The sequence below is a fragment of the Clostridium sp. CM027 genome (genome assembly GCF_024730565.1).
In the GTDB taxonomy this organism is placed as follows: domain Bacteria; phylum Bacillota; class Clostridia; order Clostridiales; family Clostridiaceae; genus Clostridium_AD; species Clostridium_AD estertheticum_B.
In genome coordinates this window covers 2,294,159-2,312,233 of sequence record NZ_CP077725.1, presented here as the reverse complement: position 1 = coordinate 2,312,233, position 18,075 = coordinate 2,294,159, and the positions used below count along the sequence as shown (strand labels likewise).

The window sequence follows — 18,075 nt, the reverse complement described above, 5'->3', positions numbered from 1 at the left end:
TTCGCGGCTCCACAGGAGATGATTTAATGTATAGGATAAATAAAAGAAGCAGGGAATCATACGATTCTCTGCTTCTTTTATTTATTAACAAATTTTTAAATTTAAAACACATAAAAAATATCTTTTGTGGGAAAATAGCAGTGAAGGAGTGATGAAAATGGAAATGAACACCAGAGACACTATTATGAAAAAATTATTAGATGCACAAGAAAATACTAGAGATTATCAATCATTTGCAAGAGAAGTATCGGAAGAAACAGTAAGTAATACATTTAGGGAATTTGCAGAACAATCTGCAATGCAAGCTCAAAAATTGCAAGAATTATTAAATGTGCATGACGGAAAGTAGAAATATTAGCTATTTAAATTAAGTTACTTATAACTCATATTATATTGCAGCCCTAAAAGTGATAATTAACAAGGGTAAAGCCACTTGGCTCATTGAGCATCAGGTGGCTTTAAATTCTAAGTTTTATAAAACTCTTTTTATAAGTTTACTCGTTGTTCTTTAATAAGTCCTTTTCTGTATGCTGTAAGAAGCGACTCTAAATCTTTAATTTGATCCTGAATGTCGAGACCTACATCCGTATCTATTACACGTATACGATACGTAGATTTTTCTAGAACTATAGTAGAAGAAAGAATATCCTTACCTTCATCGATAGCCTTTTGCGTAGATTCAAAAGGTGCATGGGATGCTAAAAGCAATCCATAGGAATTATAAATAAGTGTATAGCCTGCGATGCCTGTTTCTGGTTGGTAAGCCTTAGAAAAACCACCATCAATAACTAAAAGTTTACCATTAGCTTTTATAGGACTCTCTCCTTGTATAGTTCTTACAGGAACATGACCATTTATAATATGTGAATCATGGGGGTTTAACTCAAATTCAGCCAATATATTATTGCATATTGTTTCATCATCCCTATATTTATAGTATGGATTTTTAACTTCTGTATGAGCGCTTTTGTCATTTATAAAATATCGCTCAAAGGTAGTCATTCTATCCTTTCCAAATAAAGGCGAATTACAACCACACCACAAATACCATATGGTGTCCAAAGCATAAAGCTTAGATTCTGAATTTGCTTTCCCAAAATAGGCTTCTCTTGCGACACGTTCAGTTCTATCTATATAGGATTTTCCACTATAAGTGATGTTATCTATTTTCATTTTCTTAAAACTACCATCATCAGTCAGTGCAACGCATCCATGATAAAGCAAATTGGAGTTATATCTTAAGTACATACTACCTTTAGAATATAAGAAACGTATATGCTTTTGGAGCTTTTCACTATTTGAGAAAGAGGATTTAAGTTTGTCAATAAGTTCCCTTTCCTCTTCAGATAATTTATAAGGGTTACTTGGATCTATAGTTGGGAAATTAGTATCGTTTAGCGTATATTCTTTTCCCTCAATTTTAATGATACCCTTTTCATAGTCTATCTCATCAAGAAGTAGCCTGTCCTGCATTTCATAATTAGGACGCCTTTTTATTATCGCACCTTCAAGCTTAAATTGAATTATAGAAATGGCTTTATGCATTTGAGACATTAGGTTAAGGTCTTTTTCTCCATAATTATCTTCAGAAAGAACTTTAGGCTTAAAGGATTTACATGGGTCATCCTTATAAAAATGTAGAGCGAAGGTTGCCAGGGGCAATAAGTTAATGCCATAACCTTCTTCTATAGTATCTAAATTTGCATACCTCGTTGAAATACGAAGAACAGTAGCAATACAACTTTCAGAGCCGGAGGCTGCTCCCATCCAAAGTATATCGTGGTTACCCCATTGTATATCAATAGAGTGGTAACGCATAAGGGTATCTAAGATTATATGAGCTCCAGGTCCTCTATCATAAATATCGCCTAAAATATGAAGCCTATCTACAGTAAGCCTTTGAATTAGGTTTGAAATAGCAATTATAAATTCTTTAGCTCTCCCAATTTTAATTATGGTTTGAATAATTCCATTGTAATACTCCTGTTTATTAAAAGTGCTTTGTTGTTCGTGAAGTAATTCTTCAATAATGTACGAAAAATCTACAGGCAGTGCTTTCCTGACTTTAGATCTAGTATATTTTGAGGAGATGGTTCTACAAATTTTAATAAGTTTATGAAGAGTGATTTTGTACCAATCGTCTATATCATCCTCTTCTTTAAGCGCTAGGTCTAACTTTTGTTCAGGGTAATATATAAGGGTTGCTAGTTCTTTTTTTTCACTATCTCTCAGTGAATTACCAAAAATATCATTAATCTTTCTTTTGATTACGCCAGAGGCATTCCTAAGAACATGGTTGAAGGATTCATATTCGCCATGAATATCTGTAAGAAAATGCTCAGTTCCTTTAGGTAGGTTTAAGATAGCTTGTAGATTTATTATTTCGGTACAAGCATCTGGAATTGTGGGATACTTGCTAGCCAACAACTTAACATATCTCAAATCTTCCTCTATAGCATCAATTGGTGTCTCACTAGAAAATATCATTTTTGACTCTCCTTTATAATGGAAATAATTCTATTGGGGTAGCCCATTTAATATAAAGGCTACAGTTAATAGTATAATACATTTATATAGATTATTGTAATATTAAAGCAAAATATTTTTTATTTTAAATATAGGTTAATTACAAAAATATGATTTTGGAGAGTACTTGTATTTGAAACAGGTAGGGCTTAAACAATAAAAAGTACACTGACTTATGCCAATGTACTTTTTAGTATAGGTAAGATATCTCTTACTATTTTATAAAATTTGATGTTTTAATGAGACTTTAGGAGTTTTCAGTAGTAAATTAGCCCTAGCAATAGCTTCTTCAACATTACTGCAGAAATTTTCTTTTCCTAGAATATCTATAAACCCATATTTTTCAAGAACATTAGTAGGCTGTTCTTGAAGATTTAATATTATTAACTGAGTGTGATGTTTTGTGCAAAGGGAGTGAAGCATTTTTAAAGCGTGGTATCCCGTAGCATCTATAGCAGGTACATTGGGCATTTTTACAATTAAAATTTTAGTAGGAATACCTATTTCTCTAATAGCATGTACAAATTTATCTGCTGCACCGAAAAAGAAAGGTCCATTAATTTCATATAGAGATACATTTTCTGGAGTCTTTATGCTATCTATAAGCTCTACTTGGTCTTCGTCTTTATGTTCATCTAGAACAAATCGTACGTCTGTAACATCTGCCATTCTTCTCATAAATAGCAATGATGCAAGAAGTAAGCCTACTCCTATAGCGATTACTAGATCGAGGAAGAGTGTCAAAAAAAAGGTAACTAAGAGCACTAAAGCATCACTTTTAGGAGCTTTAAATATTTGCTTAAAGGATTCCCATTCTCCCATATTGTACGACACTATAATTAATATTGCTGCCAAAGACGACATAGGTACAAGTTTTACATATGGCATAAATAATAAAAGTATTACGAGCAGTGCTAAAGCATGAACAATACCCGCAACAGGAGTTCTGCCACCGTTTTTTACATTAGCGGCAGTTCGTGCTATTGCACCAGTTACAGGAATGCCTCCCACAAGACCAGAACAAATATTAGCAAACCCTTGAGCTACAAGTTCCATATTAGATCGGTGTGAACCACCAATCATACCATCAGCGACTACTGCAGATAGTAAGGACTCTATACCACCTAAAATTGCAATTGTTAGAGCTGGAAGCATGAGTTCTTTTATCATACTAAAAGAAGTATGAGGAAGAGAAATACTGGGCAATGAACTTGAAATCTCACCAAACCGGCTTCCGATAGTTTCTATATTTAAATTAAATAAAAGGGTTAATATAGTGGCTATCACTATCGAGACAAGCGTCCCTGGAATTTTTTTATTTACTTTAGGCCAAAATATAATTATTAAAAGTGAAAGAATACCAATAATCATACTTTGCATGTTTAAAGTGTTTAAATTATTAAAGTAAGCAATCCATTTAGGAACAAAGTCTGAAGGCACGGTTTGCATGGTTAGCCCAAAGAAGTCTTTAATCTGAGTGGAGAAAATAATAATAGCGATACCGCTTGTAAATCCGGTGGTAATAGGGTAGGGAATAAATTTTAACATACCACCAAATTTAAGAAGTCCCATTATTATAAGAAAGATGCCTGCGAGTATTGTCGATACAATTAGGCCATCGATGCCATATTTTTCAACAATACCAAATACAATAACTACAAAAGCACCAGTAGGACCACCAATTTGAACCCTGCTTCCTCCAAGCAAAGAGATTACAAATCCGCCGACGATTGCTGTATAAATCCCTTTTTCGGGAGAGGCACCAGAAGCTATGGCAAGAGCGATAGATAAGGGGAGAGCAATAATAGCAACAATAATTCCAGCAACAAAATCTTTGATGAACTGCTCTTTAGAATAATTTTTTAAACAGGTAAATAGTTTTGGGACGAACATAATTTTCACTCCTCTATTTTAATTAGCATTCGAATATTAAAAATAACTATAAAAGAGTATTATTTTAATTAGCATTCGAATATTAAAAATAGATACATATGAGTACTACTTTACTCCAAATATAATTATTTTTAATATTATTATACTTGAATATTACTTTACTCCAAATATATTAGTTTTTGATATTAAAATTCTATAAACAACAAAACTGTATTTAGGTATACGTGATATTAAATACTGTATAACATATTTATTATATCATATTTTACACAAAAAAAATATATTTTGTTATAAGAGAAAATCCTTTTATTGATTTGGTATAACATTTTTGATACAATATTGAATGTTAGATAGGCGTGTGAAATAATAAATCCTATTAATGCTAAACTAACATATAAGGGGACATATTATGGAACAAAATGAGCATTTGTTTAATATACATTCGTTATATAATCTAGCGAGATATGCTTTTTTAAAAATTGAATCTAATTACGCAAGGATGGTAGAAACTTCAGGTATAACTTTGCCACAACTTAGAATTCTTTGGATTATCAAAGTGTTTCCAGGAATTTCACTTAGTAGCGTCGCAAGGATTGGATGCTGGACTTCGCCTACTGTTAGTAATATGATTAAAATTTTGATGAGCAAAAATTTGATATTTAAAGAAGAAGCTAATAATAAAAAGGCATATAAATTTCAATTAACAGAAAAGGGTAATTGGTTTATTTATATAAATAAACAGGATAAGAAAAAAAAGATCTATCTTTTTGACTTAATAGGATTATTTTCACATAAGGAATTAGATTTTATTATAGAAATTTTTACTGGAATTATAATAAAAGAAGACAAAGAGTTTATTTTTGATTATATTGAGAAGCTTAATGAAATGAATTTAAAGATTGATTTAACAGATTTTGATACAAATGAAGTTAGTATTATAAAAAAGACTATTAGTGTATATAATCTTTTAAGAACATTCATATTAACTATTAAAAGCAATCATAGTGAACCACTTAAGGAATTTAATGTAACTTATGCTCAGCTTAGAGCCTTGTGGATAATTGCTGCATTCCCAGGTATTACATCAAGTGAATTAAGTGAAATTAGCTTTTGGTCACCTTCTACAGTTCATGTAATAGTAAAGAATTTAAATAGTAAGCATTTTATTCATAAAGAAAAAGCTCTAATAAAAAATGCCTATTACTTAGATATATCTCAGCAAGGCGAAGTGTTAATAATAGAAGATTATAACAAGAATCAAAAAACTTTACTGATCTTTGAAGAATTGAAAGAGATTAGTTCGCAGGAAATTTTAAAGTTAAATTCTCTTTTAGTGAGAATGAATGTTAGATTAGGAAATTACAAAACAGAAGAATACATAAAAAAAACCTTCGCGTTTATTGAAAGTAGTGCATTGGGAGAGTGAAAATTTAGGGTCTGTTTAAGAATGCTAGATAATTTAGTAAAATAAAGGAAGCCATAATGAACTGCCCCCTGTCAAGTAGACAGTGGAAATAATTAAAGATTTTATGTAAGGTGTCTATCATTTGGTAGGCGCTTTATTTATGCTGCATTACCTAATAGATATCGCTGATATTCCATTGGTGTCATGCACTTTAAACGTTTTTGATAACGTCTATTATTATAATATTCTATATAGTCTTCAATCGATTTCTTTAAGCTTTCATAGTCTTCAAATTTATGAAGATAATACATTTCTGTTTTTAAGATTCCCCAAAATCCTTCCATTGGACCATTATCAATACAATGCCCAACCCTCGACATGCTCTGTATCATTCCAGCTTTTTTTAGTTTTTCTTTAAATATTTTTGAAGTATACTGGAAACCTCGGTCACTATGAAATATTGGTTTAGCATCAGGGTATACTTTAACAGCAAGATTAAAGGTTTGATAAACCAATTGGTTATTATTAGAATGACCAATGACATATGAAACAATACTTCTATCACCTAAATCAAATATTGCACTTAGATAAGCCTTTTGTCCACTTCTCCCATATTTAAACTCGGTTACATCTGTAAGCCATTTTTTATTGACTTGTTCTGCTTTAAAATTTCTATCCAAAATATTTTCTGCAGTAACTTCAGGAGTTGACTTAATATAATTATATCTTTTTTTTCTGCATACGGATTTTAATCCTAATATCTGCATCAGACGATAAATTCGTTTATAATTAACTTTTTTATTATATTCTCTACGGATTTTAATCGTCATCTGGCGATAGCCTAAGATACCGTCTTTTTCCTCATATAACTCACAAATAAGCTTTAATAATTCTTCGTTTTTCAATACTCGGTTACTTTTTTCTCTGTGTAGCCATTTATAATATGCAGAATGGCTAACGCCGCCTATAATGCACAACTCAGTTATAGGAAATTTATCTTTGTTAGATAATTCTTGGATTGCAAGATAAGTATCTTCGTATCTAGCTTCGCTTAATATCGCCTTCTTTCTATCTCTTGGATTTTTTTTAGAAGAGCATTCTCCATCCGTAATCTTCTATTTTGTGCTTCTAAAAGCTTGTATTGAGCTTTTAGCTTTTCATCTTCTGTCATTAACTCTTCAGCCTTTGGCTTTCCACGTCGGTCCAAAAGCCCTTCAATACCAAACTGATTATACTTCTTCATCCAGGTATAAATCTGAGGATAAGATACCTTATATTTTTCAACAGTTTTATTATAACTGTTATTGTTTTCAATACAGTACTTTATGATTTCAATGCGTTCAATATAAGAAGTTTTGCGTCCTTTGGTCATGATTATTTTTCCTCCTGTTCCAGAAGATTTTATGTTTTCATGACCATTATACTTCTTTATCCAATTGCATAAAACTGTATTTGACGAAATATGATACTTAATGCATAAATCATTCAGTGAGCCATGCCCATCAAGATATTCTTTTACAATGTTAATCTTGATTTTGGCAGTATAAGAAGTATTTTTGCTAGAATGTTTTAACCCAGCTTCACCTTCTGATTTATATCGTATTACCCATTTTTGAAAAGAACTCTTATGTACTTGAAGTTTGTTGCATAAACTTAACATACTAGCTTTTCCATTTAAATATGATGTTACAGCCTTAATTTTTTGTTGGTCTGATATAGTTGATTTTCTTCCCATAAAAAAATAGCCCTCCTTATAGTAAACAGTTTTATTATTTTAACTGTCTACCATAAGGGGAGCATATCATAATGGGTTCCTTTATTTTATATTCCAATCAGATTTTACAATTATTTAAAATTTAATAAAAGGTTGTTAACCAAAGGATAAATTTAAATAATATATTTTTGAAATAATACATAATTTTAAAGAATAAATAGCAAATTAGTATAGTACGCTTAATGAATTCATAAATTATTATATAAGGATAAATTTGCTTTAATAATTATATCTATTATAATTAGATACATGAAATAGTTAATAACTATTATATATTCTATAAAACAAAAAGGTGGTATAGAAATGAATAAAACATTAAGAACGATTGCAATTGTTGCAGCAATATTTCTAGTAATAACAATGCCTATTATTGGAGGTTACAATAAGATTGTAAGTTTAGAACAAAAGGTAAAAGTTACAGAAGGAAACATAGATACACAATTGCAAAGAAGGTCTGATTTAATTCCTAATTTGGTAGAAACGGTGAAAGGCTATGCATCTCAGGAAAAAGATATATTTATAAAAATAGCAGATGCCAGGGCTAAACTTGCAGGAGCAAAAACGGTGCCAGATAAAGCGCAAGCGGATAGCGAACTTGGAAGTGCGGTTTCAAGGCTATTAGTAGTTGTAGAGAATTATCCGGATTTAAAATCTAGTCAGAATTTTAGGGACTTAACGGTAGCTCTTGAAGGTACAGAAAATAGAATAGGAACAGCGAGGCAGGATTATAACACAAATGTTTCAAGTTACAACAGCACAATTAAAAAATTCCCGACGAACATTATTGCAGGGATTTTTAGATTTGATGAAAAGGCATATTATAAGGCTAGTGAATCAGCTAAAGTAGTACCAAAAGTTGACTTTACTAAGTAGGAGATAGAATATGAAGACTTATTTAATGAAATTAATTAGGAACATTCATAATTTTTCATCAAGCATGATTACGAAAGCAAAAATCAGCACAAAAGTTATTTTTGCAGTTATGATAAGCGTATTTTTACTGAGTCAAGTAACAGTTATAAATATAGTGAATGCAGAGACCAAATATCCTAAAGCTACAGAATTAAAATATGTTAATGATTACGCTGGAGTGATAGATAGTAAATCTACAGAATATATTTTGTCAGTAGGTAAGGAATTAGAAGCCAAAACAGGTGCACAGGCTACTGTTGTGCTTATAGATTCGCTGCAAGGAGAGCCTATAGAAGCGTATACTACTGGGATTTTTAGAAGTTTTGGTATTGGACAAAAGGGTAAAAATAATGGGCTATTAATTTTATTATCAATGAAAGAAAAAAAGTGGAGAGTTGAGGTAGGTACAGGTCTAGAAGGGGCTGTTACGGATATATACTCCTCAAGGGTTATGAATGATTTTGCAGTGCCAAGATTTAAGCAAAATCAATATGGAGAGGGTCTTAGGGCAGCATATTCAGCTTTAGCAGATAATATAGCTAAAGAATATAATGTAAAACTAGATAAGAATGTTAATGTTCCACAATATGTTGAAAGTTCAAACGTCTCTAAAAAGGGAAGTGGAATTCTAGCAATAGGATTTATCGTATTAGTTTTTCTTGACTTTGTTCTTAATAGAGGAAGAATAACCAGATTTATTATTACATTGCTATTTTGGAGTTCAATCGGTAGACGTGGTGGCGGAAATGGTGGTGGCTTCGGAGGTTCCGGAGGTGGCTCTGGAGGCTTTGGAGGAGGTTCATCAAGTGGAGGAGGATCTTCTGGAGGTTGGTAATAAAATAATTTGGTGGAATTAAATATTAAAAAGCAGAAAACAATGTGTTTTCTGCTTTTTAATATTTCAGACCGTTGACAAACATAAAATGTAAAACACTCTAATTTAAAATTGGAGTGTTTTTTTTCATATTCAAAAAGGATTTTAGGACATCAATGTCGAATATATATAGTATACAAACTTTATAATTCGGAGGGCATTATTATGATTAATGAAAAGAACTTCACACAACAAAAACTAGAAATGGTGTATTTAGAAGATTTAGTTCCTAAAGACCATATTCTGAGAAATATAGATAAATACATGGATTTCTCTTTTATAAGAGAACTGACTAAAAAATATTACTGCTTAGATAATGGAAGACCTGGCGTAGGTGCGACCTTAATTACAGCATAATATCCTCGTAGTAGAGTGAACACTGCTGTAGACCTACAATTATTATTGTAGGTAACTAATATTTTCGAGACCAGCATGAGAGCCTAATATCTTATGGATACTGAGTCTGACTAATACTCCTGCCAGCCTTGCAGTAATGTAACGTTGCGAAGCATAGGTGAAGACGGAGACACTGGCAGTAATGCTACACTTCGGGTCCAGTCATATATGGTTATAATTTCCTTGTATTTAAATTTCGTAACAGATAATCCCTATCCCTAGTTCAGATGGGAGGGTGTAAAAATTTTTTTACCTCAATGTATGTCTACGCGTGCAGAAGGGGGACGACCTTATGGTGGTTGGAGAATGCGTGTGAGACGTATCCAGGTAAGAACTGAAAAGAACGGAATATAGAGGAGACCTAAGTATGATATATAAAGCGAAAATATTGGGAAAGGTGATTGACCTAATTACACTCCGTGTAATAATAATTGGGGACTGATTGCACCGAAAGGGTAAATCAATAAAGATTATGAATGGGTTAACAGCGAGGCTGTAGTACCGTTAGTATCCTATATTAAGAAATATAGGAGAGGAAAGAGCCTTAGACGTGTGATGTATATAAAATAATTTGTAAATTTCTAATTCGCCAAATTAGATGAAAGAGACTATTCGTACAGAAATGAGGAGAGTCAGACTAACGAGTATAAATAATATTTACTTCATAGATATGAAACAGAGATTTGAAGATTTTAAAAATGGAAATATAGATTTGCGTAATTTAAGTCCTTTAGTTTATTCCGAAGAGAATGTTATGCTAGCAGTACGTCAACTTAGCAAGGGTAAAGGAAGAATGACAAAAGGACCAGATGGTTCTAATTATGATACCATAGCAAAAACGAATTTTATTGAGTTAGGTATGATAGTAAAAGACCGTTTACTTAATAAAAAGATGGATTATGTTAAACGTATTTATATTCCTAAAGGTGATGGTAAGAAACGACCTATTGGCATATGCACAATCTGGGATAAGCTTGTTGAGAAGTGTATTCAGCTAGTATTAGACCCGTACTGTGAAACTAAGTTTGTTCCTAGTTCCTTTGGATTTAGGGAGCAAGTATCAACACATAATGCAATAGCAAAAGTTAAAAACCAAACTAATGTTATGCCATATGTCTTATCTGTAGACATGAAGGATTATTTTGGAACTATAGACCCTAATATTATGTATAGGGAACTATGGCATATGGGAATACATGACCAAGTAATATTAAACTATATTTATCGTTTTATTAAGAAAGGTTACCTAGAAGCAGGGTGCAAAATCTATGACCCGAAGGGTTCTGCACAAGGTAGTATTATAGGACCATTATTATCAAATGTGTACCTTCATCGTTTTGATGTATGGTTGCGAGATCAGGGTGATGATTGGCATGATAAAAGTGTTAATAAGTTTCATAATATAGACAATAGACGTTCAAATATGAGAAGAACTAATTTGAAAATTGGTATCCATGTAAGGTACGCTGATGACATTTTAGTTTTATGTAAGAGTAAGAGTGATGCTGAAAAGTTTAAATATAGTGTAACGAAATATCTTACAAAAAATATGAAACTTATTATTAATGAAGATAAAACTAAAATTTATGATTTAAAGAAAGAAAAGATGAAATATCTGGGCTATAATTTTAAGCTTTATCAAAAACGTAGTAGAATAAGAAATGGTAAGGAGCTAATGGTAATTAACAGCTTACCAAAGGATAAGGGGAATTTAATAGTAGAAGAATGTTGTAAAAGACTTAATGATATTAAAAAAATACCTAGTTATGAGAACATCATGGCTTGGAATGTATATATTATAGGATTACATAATTACTATAAAGGTATGAATGAGTTTAATAAATGTTTTGGAAAGTTAGGATGGCGAATTTACAAAAGGTTTTATAATACAATGGAAGGTCGAATTAAGTTTATAACAGAACAAAAAATCAAGAATAATTTTAGAAAGGGTACATATAAAAGTTGGGGTAAAACAGGATACTACATGTTGTATGATATACCAATTGTTCATATAGAATGGGCTAATTGGGAATATAAATTAGTGAGTGCAATAAAAGGTAAAATATGTAGAATCAATCCGTACGATTATGGTGAAAAGAAAAACCATAAGCCTGGTGTATCTCTTAATGATATTAAGTACCTTGTAGAGAGTGCTAAATTATCTCGTCAGGCAAGTAGATTTAGTCAATTTAGAATTAGTAAATATAGTTCGTTACATGGATTGAGTCATATCTCTGGGGAAGTAGTTCCAGTAGAAGATTATCATTGCCATCATATAGTGCCTTGTAATAAGGGTGGTAAAGACGATTATAATAATCTATGCATACTAAGTAAGGAGCAACATATCATACTACATAGTAATAATAGAGCAAAATTATATGATGTGGTTGGAAAGAAGTATCATAAAAGGGTCGAAGAATTGATAAGTTTGCTATAAAAAAAAAAAAAAAAAAAAAAAAAAAAAAAAAAAAAAAAAAAAAAAAAAAAAAAAAAAAAAAAAAAAAAAAAAAAAAAAAAAAAAAAACTTGATTTCAAAAGTGGTTATAAATATATTTGAGTTTTCAGTTTGTCAGACGTTGGAACGCTGTATGCGATGAAAGTCGCCCGTACAGTGTGGGAAGGGGGAAAAGACCGAGGTAGTAATATCAGAGTCTTACCTATCTTCATATCCTATTATACTTTTTAAAATGCTGTTTATTGGGTACTTATTTGGAATAAAATCTGAACGACAACTTGTAAAGGACATTGAAGTAAATGTGGCTTATAGATGGTTTCTAGGACTAAGTCTTACTGATCCTATTCCAGATCATTCAACAATTAGCCAAAATAGACGTAGACGGTTTAAAGGTACAGATGTGTTTCAAAAAATATTTGACGAAGTAGTATTTAAGGCTATAAATCTTAAGATGGTAACCGGTAAAATACTTTACACAGATTCTACACACCTAAAAGCAAATGCTAATAAGCGAAAGCTTGTGAAAATTGAAGTTGAAAAAACGCCGAAAGAATATGTAGCTGAACTTAATAAAGCAGTGGAAGAAGATAGAATAAACCATGGTAAAAAACCTTTAAAGGAAAAAGAACCTGTTACCAAAATAAAAGAAACTAAAGTTAGCACAACCGACCCCGACAGTGGATATATGATGAGAGATGGCAAGCCGGAAGGCTTCTCATATTTAGATCACAGAACTGTCGATAGCAGACATAATATAATTACTGATGTGTATGTTACTCCTGGAAACATAAATGATGTTGATCCTTATATCGATAGATTAGATGTGCAAATAAAAAAGTTTAATTTTAATACAAAATATGTTGGTGCAGATGCTGGTTATGCTACAAATCTTATATGTAAAGAACTATATGAGAGGGAATTAAAATCTGTAATGGGATACCGTAGGTCTCCACATACAAAAGGAATGTACACAAAAAATAAATTCCAATATGTTAAAGAACAGGACATTTACGTATGCCCTGACTTAAGGGCTTTACATTATAAAACGACAACAAGAGAAGGATATAAAGAATATGTTGGTAATGCAAAATATTGCGAGATATGTCCAAATAGAGCTCAATGCTTTTCTGCAAAAAGCAAGTTTAAAACTATTAGAAGACATGTTTGGGAAACGTATAAAGAAGATGTTGTAAAGTTCACCAGAACAGATAAAGGCAGAAATATATATAGAAGAAGAAAAGAAACTATAGAGCGAAGCTTCGCAGATTCAAAACAACTGCATGGGCTTCGCTATTGCCATATGCGTGGATTAGAAAATGTGCAAGAGCAGTGTCTGCTTACAGCAGCAGTGCAAAATATGAAAAAGATAGCTAGACTGTTATCTTTACTGTTTTTTGATTTTCTAACTAAGAAGATATTTGTTATTTTAAATTTATCCACAACTCAAAATGCTATCGCATAATTGCATGTAAAAAGCCCAGTATAATAAAAAAATTATACTGGGTTTGTAAACAACCTGAAATATTAAAAAGCAGAAAACAATGTGTTTTCTGCTTTTTAATATTTACAAATAATCACTATGAAAGCTTATGAGTGGTATTGGTATCGAAGGGGTAATTATCAGGTTCTAAAGTGCTATTCGCAACCTCTGCATCCATAAAGGAGAATAAGCAAACGAATTCCTATGCTTTAATTTTACCTTATCTGCTATATAAGATTAGAAGTTAATGAGCATATTATTTATAGTGTAGTCCAGTTTGTTACTCCTGTAATTACTAAAGGTGTATCAAGTATTCATGTACTTGACATAGCAACATAGTTGCAATACAATATAGTGACTAGGTTGTTAAATTACATGGTAGGTGATATAATATGGCAAATTATTCTCAATTATTAAAAGGAATTTTAGAAGGTTGCATATTAAAAATAATTTTAAAAAAAGAAACCTATGGATATGAATTATATAGTTCATTAAAAATTAGTGGTTTTGAGGACTTATCTGAAGGAACTTTATATCCTTTGCTAATCAGGTTGGAAAAAAATGGGTTATTGTCCTCGGTAAGCAGGGACTCACCGCTGGGACCAAAACGAAAATACTATTCTCTTACTAAATTAGGGGAACAGGAATTTTTAGACTTTTGTAGCTCCTGGGGTAAAATTTCAAAATCAGTTAATAAGATATTGGGGGACGACCTAAATGATTAAAACAAAGGCATTAATAATGCAATTAAATAAAGCATCTGAAAAATTATCTTTAGAAAGCAAAGATGTATTTGATGACATTGTAGTCTATGTAAGAACATCCAATATAAAAACAAGGGACGCTGAAGAATTTCTACAACAGATACTAGACAGCTTTTTAAATGCAGAGCAGCAAGGTGTAAGCATTGAAAATGTACTAGGAACAACAGATATTAAGCATTACTGTGAAGAAATAGTAAATACCTATAAATCAAACTATCATTACTCATCACTATGTAGCGAATATGTTATGTACACAGGTATGATCATAACAATATTATCAATTATTAATTATATTACACAAAATTTCGAAGCAATTATAAAATATGGTATTAATGATTTTACTCTCATTCTAAATTTTAATTTAGGAATTATTTTGCAATTTTTGATTATAGGTATTACGATCTTTGCTATTATCATTTTTCTCAAAAAAAACTGCTTTAAGAAAACTTTCAAAGTTAGCAAAACAAAAGAGTTTTTTAAAGTTTGGGTAATAGGATGTCTATGGTTTTGTATTATGTTTGCTTGCACATTTTTAAGGGAAATATTAGAATTTAAATTAAATATAATTTTAGTTCTTATTATTGGAATCGCGTTATATTTTGTAGGGAAATATGCATCAGAAAAATAAAGACAGACTTTGCATTTGTCACTTTAAAATATTTAAATGCAACTTTATTGGAATCTAGGGCTTGCACCTTCAATTGCATGAACAAAGTTAAAATTGAAATTAACCAATTTTACTGGTTTTCAAAAAAACAATACAAATTATGTGAAACGTAAATTTTCTGTCATAAGCAGTTATTTTCATATAAAACCCATTTAATTGGAATGAGAAAATAACAATGACGTGAAAAGAGACTTTAACGACATCCTTAATATATTAAACCCCATATCTAATGATATGGGGTTACTTGAGACGATATTTGTTGTACATAAGTTCAACCTATTATTAGGTTTTCTCATTTTGGTTTTAGTTTCTCACTGCCAAGCAATAATTTACATTATCAAAGGCTGTTATAGGATGCTCTGGATTTAATTTATTATATTTTTTGAAATACTGCTCTGTTATTTCATTCGGTGTCAAATGCTCATAAATCAAGAAATTACTATCAGCTAATAAATTTTTAAGCTCTGAATAGGAATAGCTTGCAAGCATTTTCTCATTAGCCCCACCAGCCAGTGCTACTTGTTTTTTTGTTCGTTCTCCTGCTTTTGGGGTATATGAATCCTCATCTGGATAATCAAAAATAATAACACTGCCTTTTGGTACAATACATGAAATAGTGTTGAGTGTTTCAGCAAAAGTCCGCTTAGACAAATAGTAGCTTATCCCAAGCAAACTGCAAAAACTGATTTTACTTTGATCAAATTCAAAGCAGTCAATTAAATTGCTTTCCCAGTTGTTTTCTGTAAAATCAATTGATACGTAGTGCAGATTGGTAGGTTTTTCTGATAATACTGATTGAATACGATTTTGTTTGTCAGAACCAGTGGCCGGATGGTCAAGTTCAAAAATTTGAATGTTTGATGCCCAATCAGGCTGACGATATGCAAATGTATCATAACCGGCAGCGAAAATTACATATTGTTTTGCGCCAACTCTCACAGCATTTTCAAGTGCTTTCTCCGCAAATGCTGATCTACCAAGTGGAGTTGGAGATAACTGATTATCTACAATCCAATGTAATGCTTCTTTCTGTGTACCGTCAAATAATGGATTGAAAAAATTGATTCCTTTTGACATGTTACTTGAAATTTGTTCGTATTCATTCTCAGTTAAAATGTCTTTTGCCAAGTAATCATCAAATACTTTTTCTGTATTTTGTACTGAATGATATGACCTTGAAAATGCGCTTATCAATGCGGTCATGCTTTTTTGATCCATAAAATTATCACCTCTAATAATTAATACCATTTCATTATCAACAGTACAAGACTTGAAATTTTCCTTATTTTGTGGTATAATATAGGATGAAAATATAAAAGTTTACAAAATAGTAACATTTATAACGATGGCTTTTAGAATTCAGTAGAATAACAAAAGCCATCGCATCTATGAAAGAGTATATAAAAAACAAAATTAATAAATAACCATGAAAAGAGACAAATGACGTGAAATAAAAATTGAACTAAACCGCTAACAGCGGTGGCAGACGAGTGCTAATACGTTAATTTAATTTTTACTTAAATAGAATATAAAGAATTATCTTAAGTAACTAAGATAATTCTTTATTAGAAGGTGCACTTCCTACATACTTTTATTGTCGAAATATTAATAAGGGGAACCGAGATACGCGTAAAATCGGTAATTTAATGTAAAAGTTTTCCATCAAATTACCGGTTCAATTATTTCTTCATCAAGACTTCCCCATTCTATTACACTCGAAATTTTCCCCACAACAACTGTTGGTTCTGCTATAATTTACTCTTTTCCGTTAAAATACAATACTTTTATCAATCTAGCAATATTTTCAGATGCTTTTTTAATGCTATTATATCCATCTTTCAGCGCTTCCTCTAAGTTTTTAGGCTTATCTACTATACCAAAAACTGAAGTTACTCCCATTGAGTATAATTCGTCTATATCATCTCCAACTTTGCCAGCGAGCACAATGGTTGGTATATTATACTTTTTAGCAATGTGTGCAACTCCAGCTATGGTTTTTCCATACTTTGTTTGGCCATCTATACTTCCTTCACCAGTTATAATAAAATCTGCATCTTTAATTCTCTCCTCAAATTTAGTGTGCTTTATAACTAAATCTACACCTCTTAATAAACTACCATTTAATAAAAGGAAAGCCCCACCTAATCCGCCTGCAGCACCGGTCTTTGGTATATTAGAAATATCAAAGTCAAAGGTTTCTACTAATGCCTTGGCAAAATTAATCATTCCAAGTTCGAGTTCATCTGCAATTTCGCCTTTGGCACCCTTTTGAGGTCCAAAAACTTTAGTTGCCCCATTTTCCCCAACAAAAGGATTTTGGACATCACAGGCTACTTCTATACTTATTTTTTTTAGTCTAGTATCCATCTTAGAAATATCTAATTTATGAATTTTAATTAACTCTTTTCCACCAAGTCCTAATTCATTACCCTCCGTATCTAGAGCTATCACTCCTAATGCTTGTAACATCCCTAGACCTCCATCGTTTGTAGAAGATCCTCCAAGTCCAATTATTAAGTGATCTGCTCCTTTATTCAAAGCATCAAGAATCATTTCTCCAACTCCAAAAGTTGTTGTAAACATTGGATTTCGTTTAGAGTGTTCCACTAAATACAGCCCACAAGCTTCTGCCACTTCAATTACTGCCTTTTTTTCTTCTACTAACCATCCATATCTAGCCTCTGTCTTTTCACCTAAAGGACCTGTAACTATTACGTTTCTAAATTCTCCTTTTTGAGCATTTACTATAACCTCAGAGGTCCCTTCCCCACCATCCGCCATAGGAATAATATCAAATTCTGCATCTTTAAAGATACTCTTTATGCCACTTTTCATAGCATGGGATGCTTCAAATCCACTTACACTTTCCTTAAAAGAATCAGGTGCAATCACAAATTTAAGTTTTTTCATTATATCCCCTCTTTATAAA

Annotated in this window: 13 protein-coding genes and 2 pseudogenes; 9 read left to right on the top strand and 6 right to left on the bottom strand. The window is 31.5% G+C overall.

Going from position 1 to position 18,075, the window contains the following annotated elements:
- Window positions 1-157 precede the first annotated feature (157 nt).
- A complete protein-coding gene (locus KTC92_RS10930; protein WP_165413630.1) occupies window positions 158-349 on the top strand; it encodes a hypothetical protein in 192 nt (63 codons plus the stop codon).
- A 137-nt stretch (window positions 350-486) separates the two neighbouring features.
- Here the strand turns inward: KTC92_RS10930 and KTC92_RS10925 are convergent, their stop codons facing one another.
- Together KTC92_RS10925 and KTC92_RS10920 are read right to left on the bottom strand one after the other, a co-directional pair.
- Complete coding sequence (locus KTC92_RS10925; protein WP_216304582.1) at window positions 487-2,487, bottom strand: fructose-1,6-bisphosphatase; 2,001 nt, start codon at window positions 2,485-2,487, stop codon at window positions 487-489.
- Window positions 2,488-2,745: 258 nt separating this feature from the next.
- A complete protein-coding gene (locus KTC92_RS10920) occupies window positions 2,746-4,419 on the bottom strand; it encodes a SulP family inorganic anion transporter (protein WP_216304581.1) in 1,674 nt (557 codons plus the stop codon).
- Between the two features lie 409 nt (window positions 4,420-4,828).
- Here KTC92_RS10920 and KTC92_RS10915 point away from each other — a divergent pair, with 409 nt between their 5' ends.
- Window positions 4,829-5,845, top strand: a complete 1,017-nt coding sequence (locus KTC92_RS10915) for a MarR family transcriptional regulator (RefSeq protein ID WP_216304580.1) — start codon at window positions 4,829-4,831, stop codon at window positions 5,843-5,845.
- 137 nt (window positions 5,846-5,982) lie between these two features.
- Here KTC92_RS10915 and KTC92_RS10910 read toward each other — a convergent pair whose 3' ends face one another.
- Together KTC92_RS10910 and KTC92_RS10905 are read right to left on the bottom strand one after the other, a co-directional pair.
- On the bottom strand, window positions 5,983-6,882 hold the full coding sequence (locus KTC92_RS10910) for an IS3 family transposase (RefSeq protein WP_258280758.1): 900 nt from the start codon (window positions 6,880-6,882) through the stop codon (window positions 5,983-5,985).
- Window positions 6,876-7,559 (bottom strand): helix-turn-helix domain-containing protein, encoded by a 684-nt coding sequence (locus KTC92_RS10905; RefSeq protein WP_258280590.1) that lies wholly within the window; start codon window positions 7,557-7,559, stop codon window positions 6,876-6,878. The genes KTC92_RS10910 and KTC92_RS10905 overlap by 7 nt, the downstream gene beginning before the upstream one ends.
- A gap of 342 nt (window positions 7,560-7,901) precedes the next feature.
- Here KTC92_RS10905 and KTC92_RS10900 point away from each other — a divergent pair, with 342 nt between their 5' ends.
- The 7 genes and pseudogenes from KTC92_RS10900 to KTC92_RS10870 all read left to right on the top strand — a co-directional run bounded on the left by KTC92_RS10900 (window position 7,902) and on the right by KTC92_RS10870 (window position 15,107).
- On the top strand, window positions 7,902-8,471 hold the full coding sequence (locus tag KTC92_RS10900) for a LemA family protein (protein ID WP_216304635.1): 570 nt from the start codon (window positions 7,902-7,904) through the stop codon (window positions 8,469-8,471).
- Between the two features lie 43 nt (window positions 8,472-8,514).
- Window positions 8,515-9,345 (top strand): TPM domain-containing protein, encoded by an 831-nt coding sequence (locus tag KTC92_RS10895; protein ID WP_375294771.1) that lies wholly within the window; start codon window positions 8,515-8,517, stop codon window positions 9,343-9,345.
- A gap of 204 nt (window positions 9,346-9,549) precedes the next feature.
- Window positions 9,550-9,732 (top strand): annotated as a pseudogene (locus KTC92_RS10890) (IS5/IS1182 family transposase); the annotation flags it as partial.
- 718 nt (window positions 9,733-10,450) lie between these two features.
- Window positions 10,451-12,217: a reverse transcriptase domain-containing protein gene (locus KTC92_RS10885; protein WP_220287873.1), complete on the top strand. Its 1,767-nt coding sequence runs from the start codon at window positions 10,451-10,453 to the stop codon at window positions 12,215-12,217.
- Between the two features lie 232 nt (window positions 12,218-12,449).
- Window positions 12,450-13,697, top strand: a pseudogene (locus KTC92_RS10880) (IS1182 family transposase); the annotation flags it as partial.
- Window positions 13,698-14,107: 410 nt separating this feature from the next.
- Window positions 14,108-14,440, top strand: a complete 333-nt coding sequence (locus KTC92_RS10875; protein WP_216302338.1) for a PadR family transcriptional regulator — start codon at window positions 14,108-14,110, stop codon at window positions 14,438-14,440.
- The gene (locus tag KTC92_RS10870) at window positions 14,433-15,107 is read left to right on the top strand and encodes a DUF1129 family protein (RefSeq protein WP_216302337.1); all 675 of its coding nucleotides are present in this window, start codon (window positions 14,433-14,435) and stop codon (window positions 15,105-15,107) included. Before KTC92_RS10875 ends, KTC92_RS10870 begins: the two co-directional genes overlap by 8 nt.
- Window positions 15,108-15,449: 342 nt before the next feature.
- Here the strand turns inward: KTC92_RS10870 and KTC92_RS10865 are convergent, their stop codons facing one another.
- Both KTC92_RS10865 and KTC92_RS10860 read right to left on the bottom strand, forming a co-directional pair.
- Window positions 15,450-16,364, bottom strand: a complete 915-nt coding sequence (locus tag KTC92_RS10865; RefSeq protein ID WP_220287250.1) for a class I SAM-dependent methyltransferase — start codon at window positions 16,362-16,364, stop codon at window positions 15,450-15,452.
- 537 nt (window positions 16,365-16,901) lie between these two features.
- Window positions 16,902-18,056 carry a glycerate kinase gene (locus KTC92_RS10860; protein ID WP_216302335.1) on the bottom strand — a complete coding sequence of 385 codons (1,155 nt, stop codon included), beginning with the start codon at window positions 18,054-18,056 and terminating at the stop codon, window positions 16,902-16,904.
- Window positions 18,057-18,075: the final 19 nt, after the last annotated feature.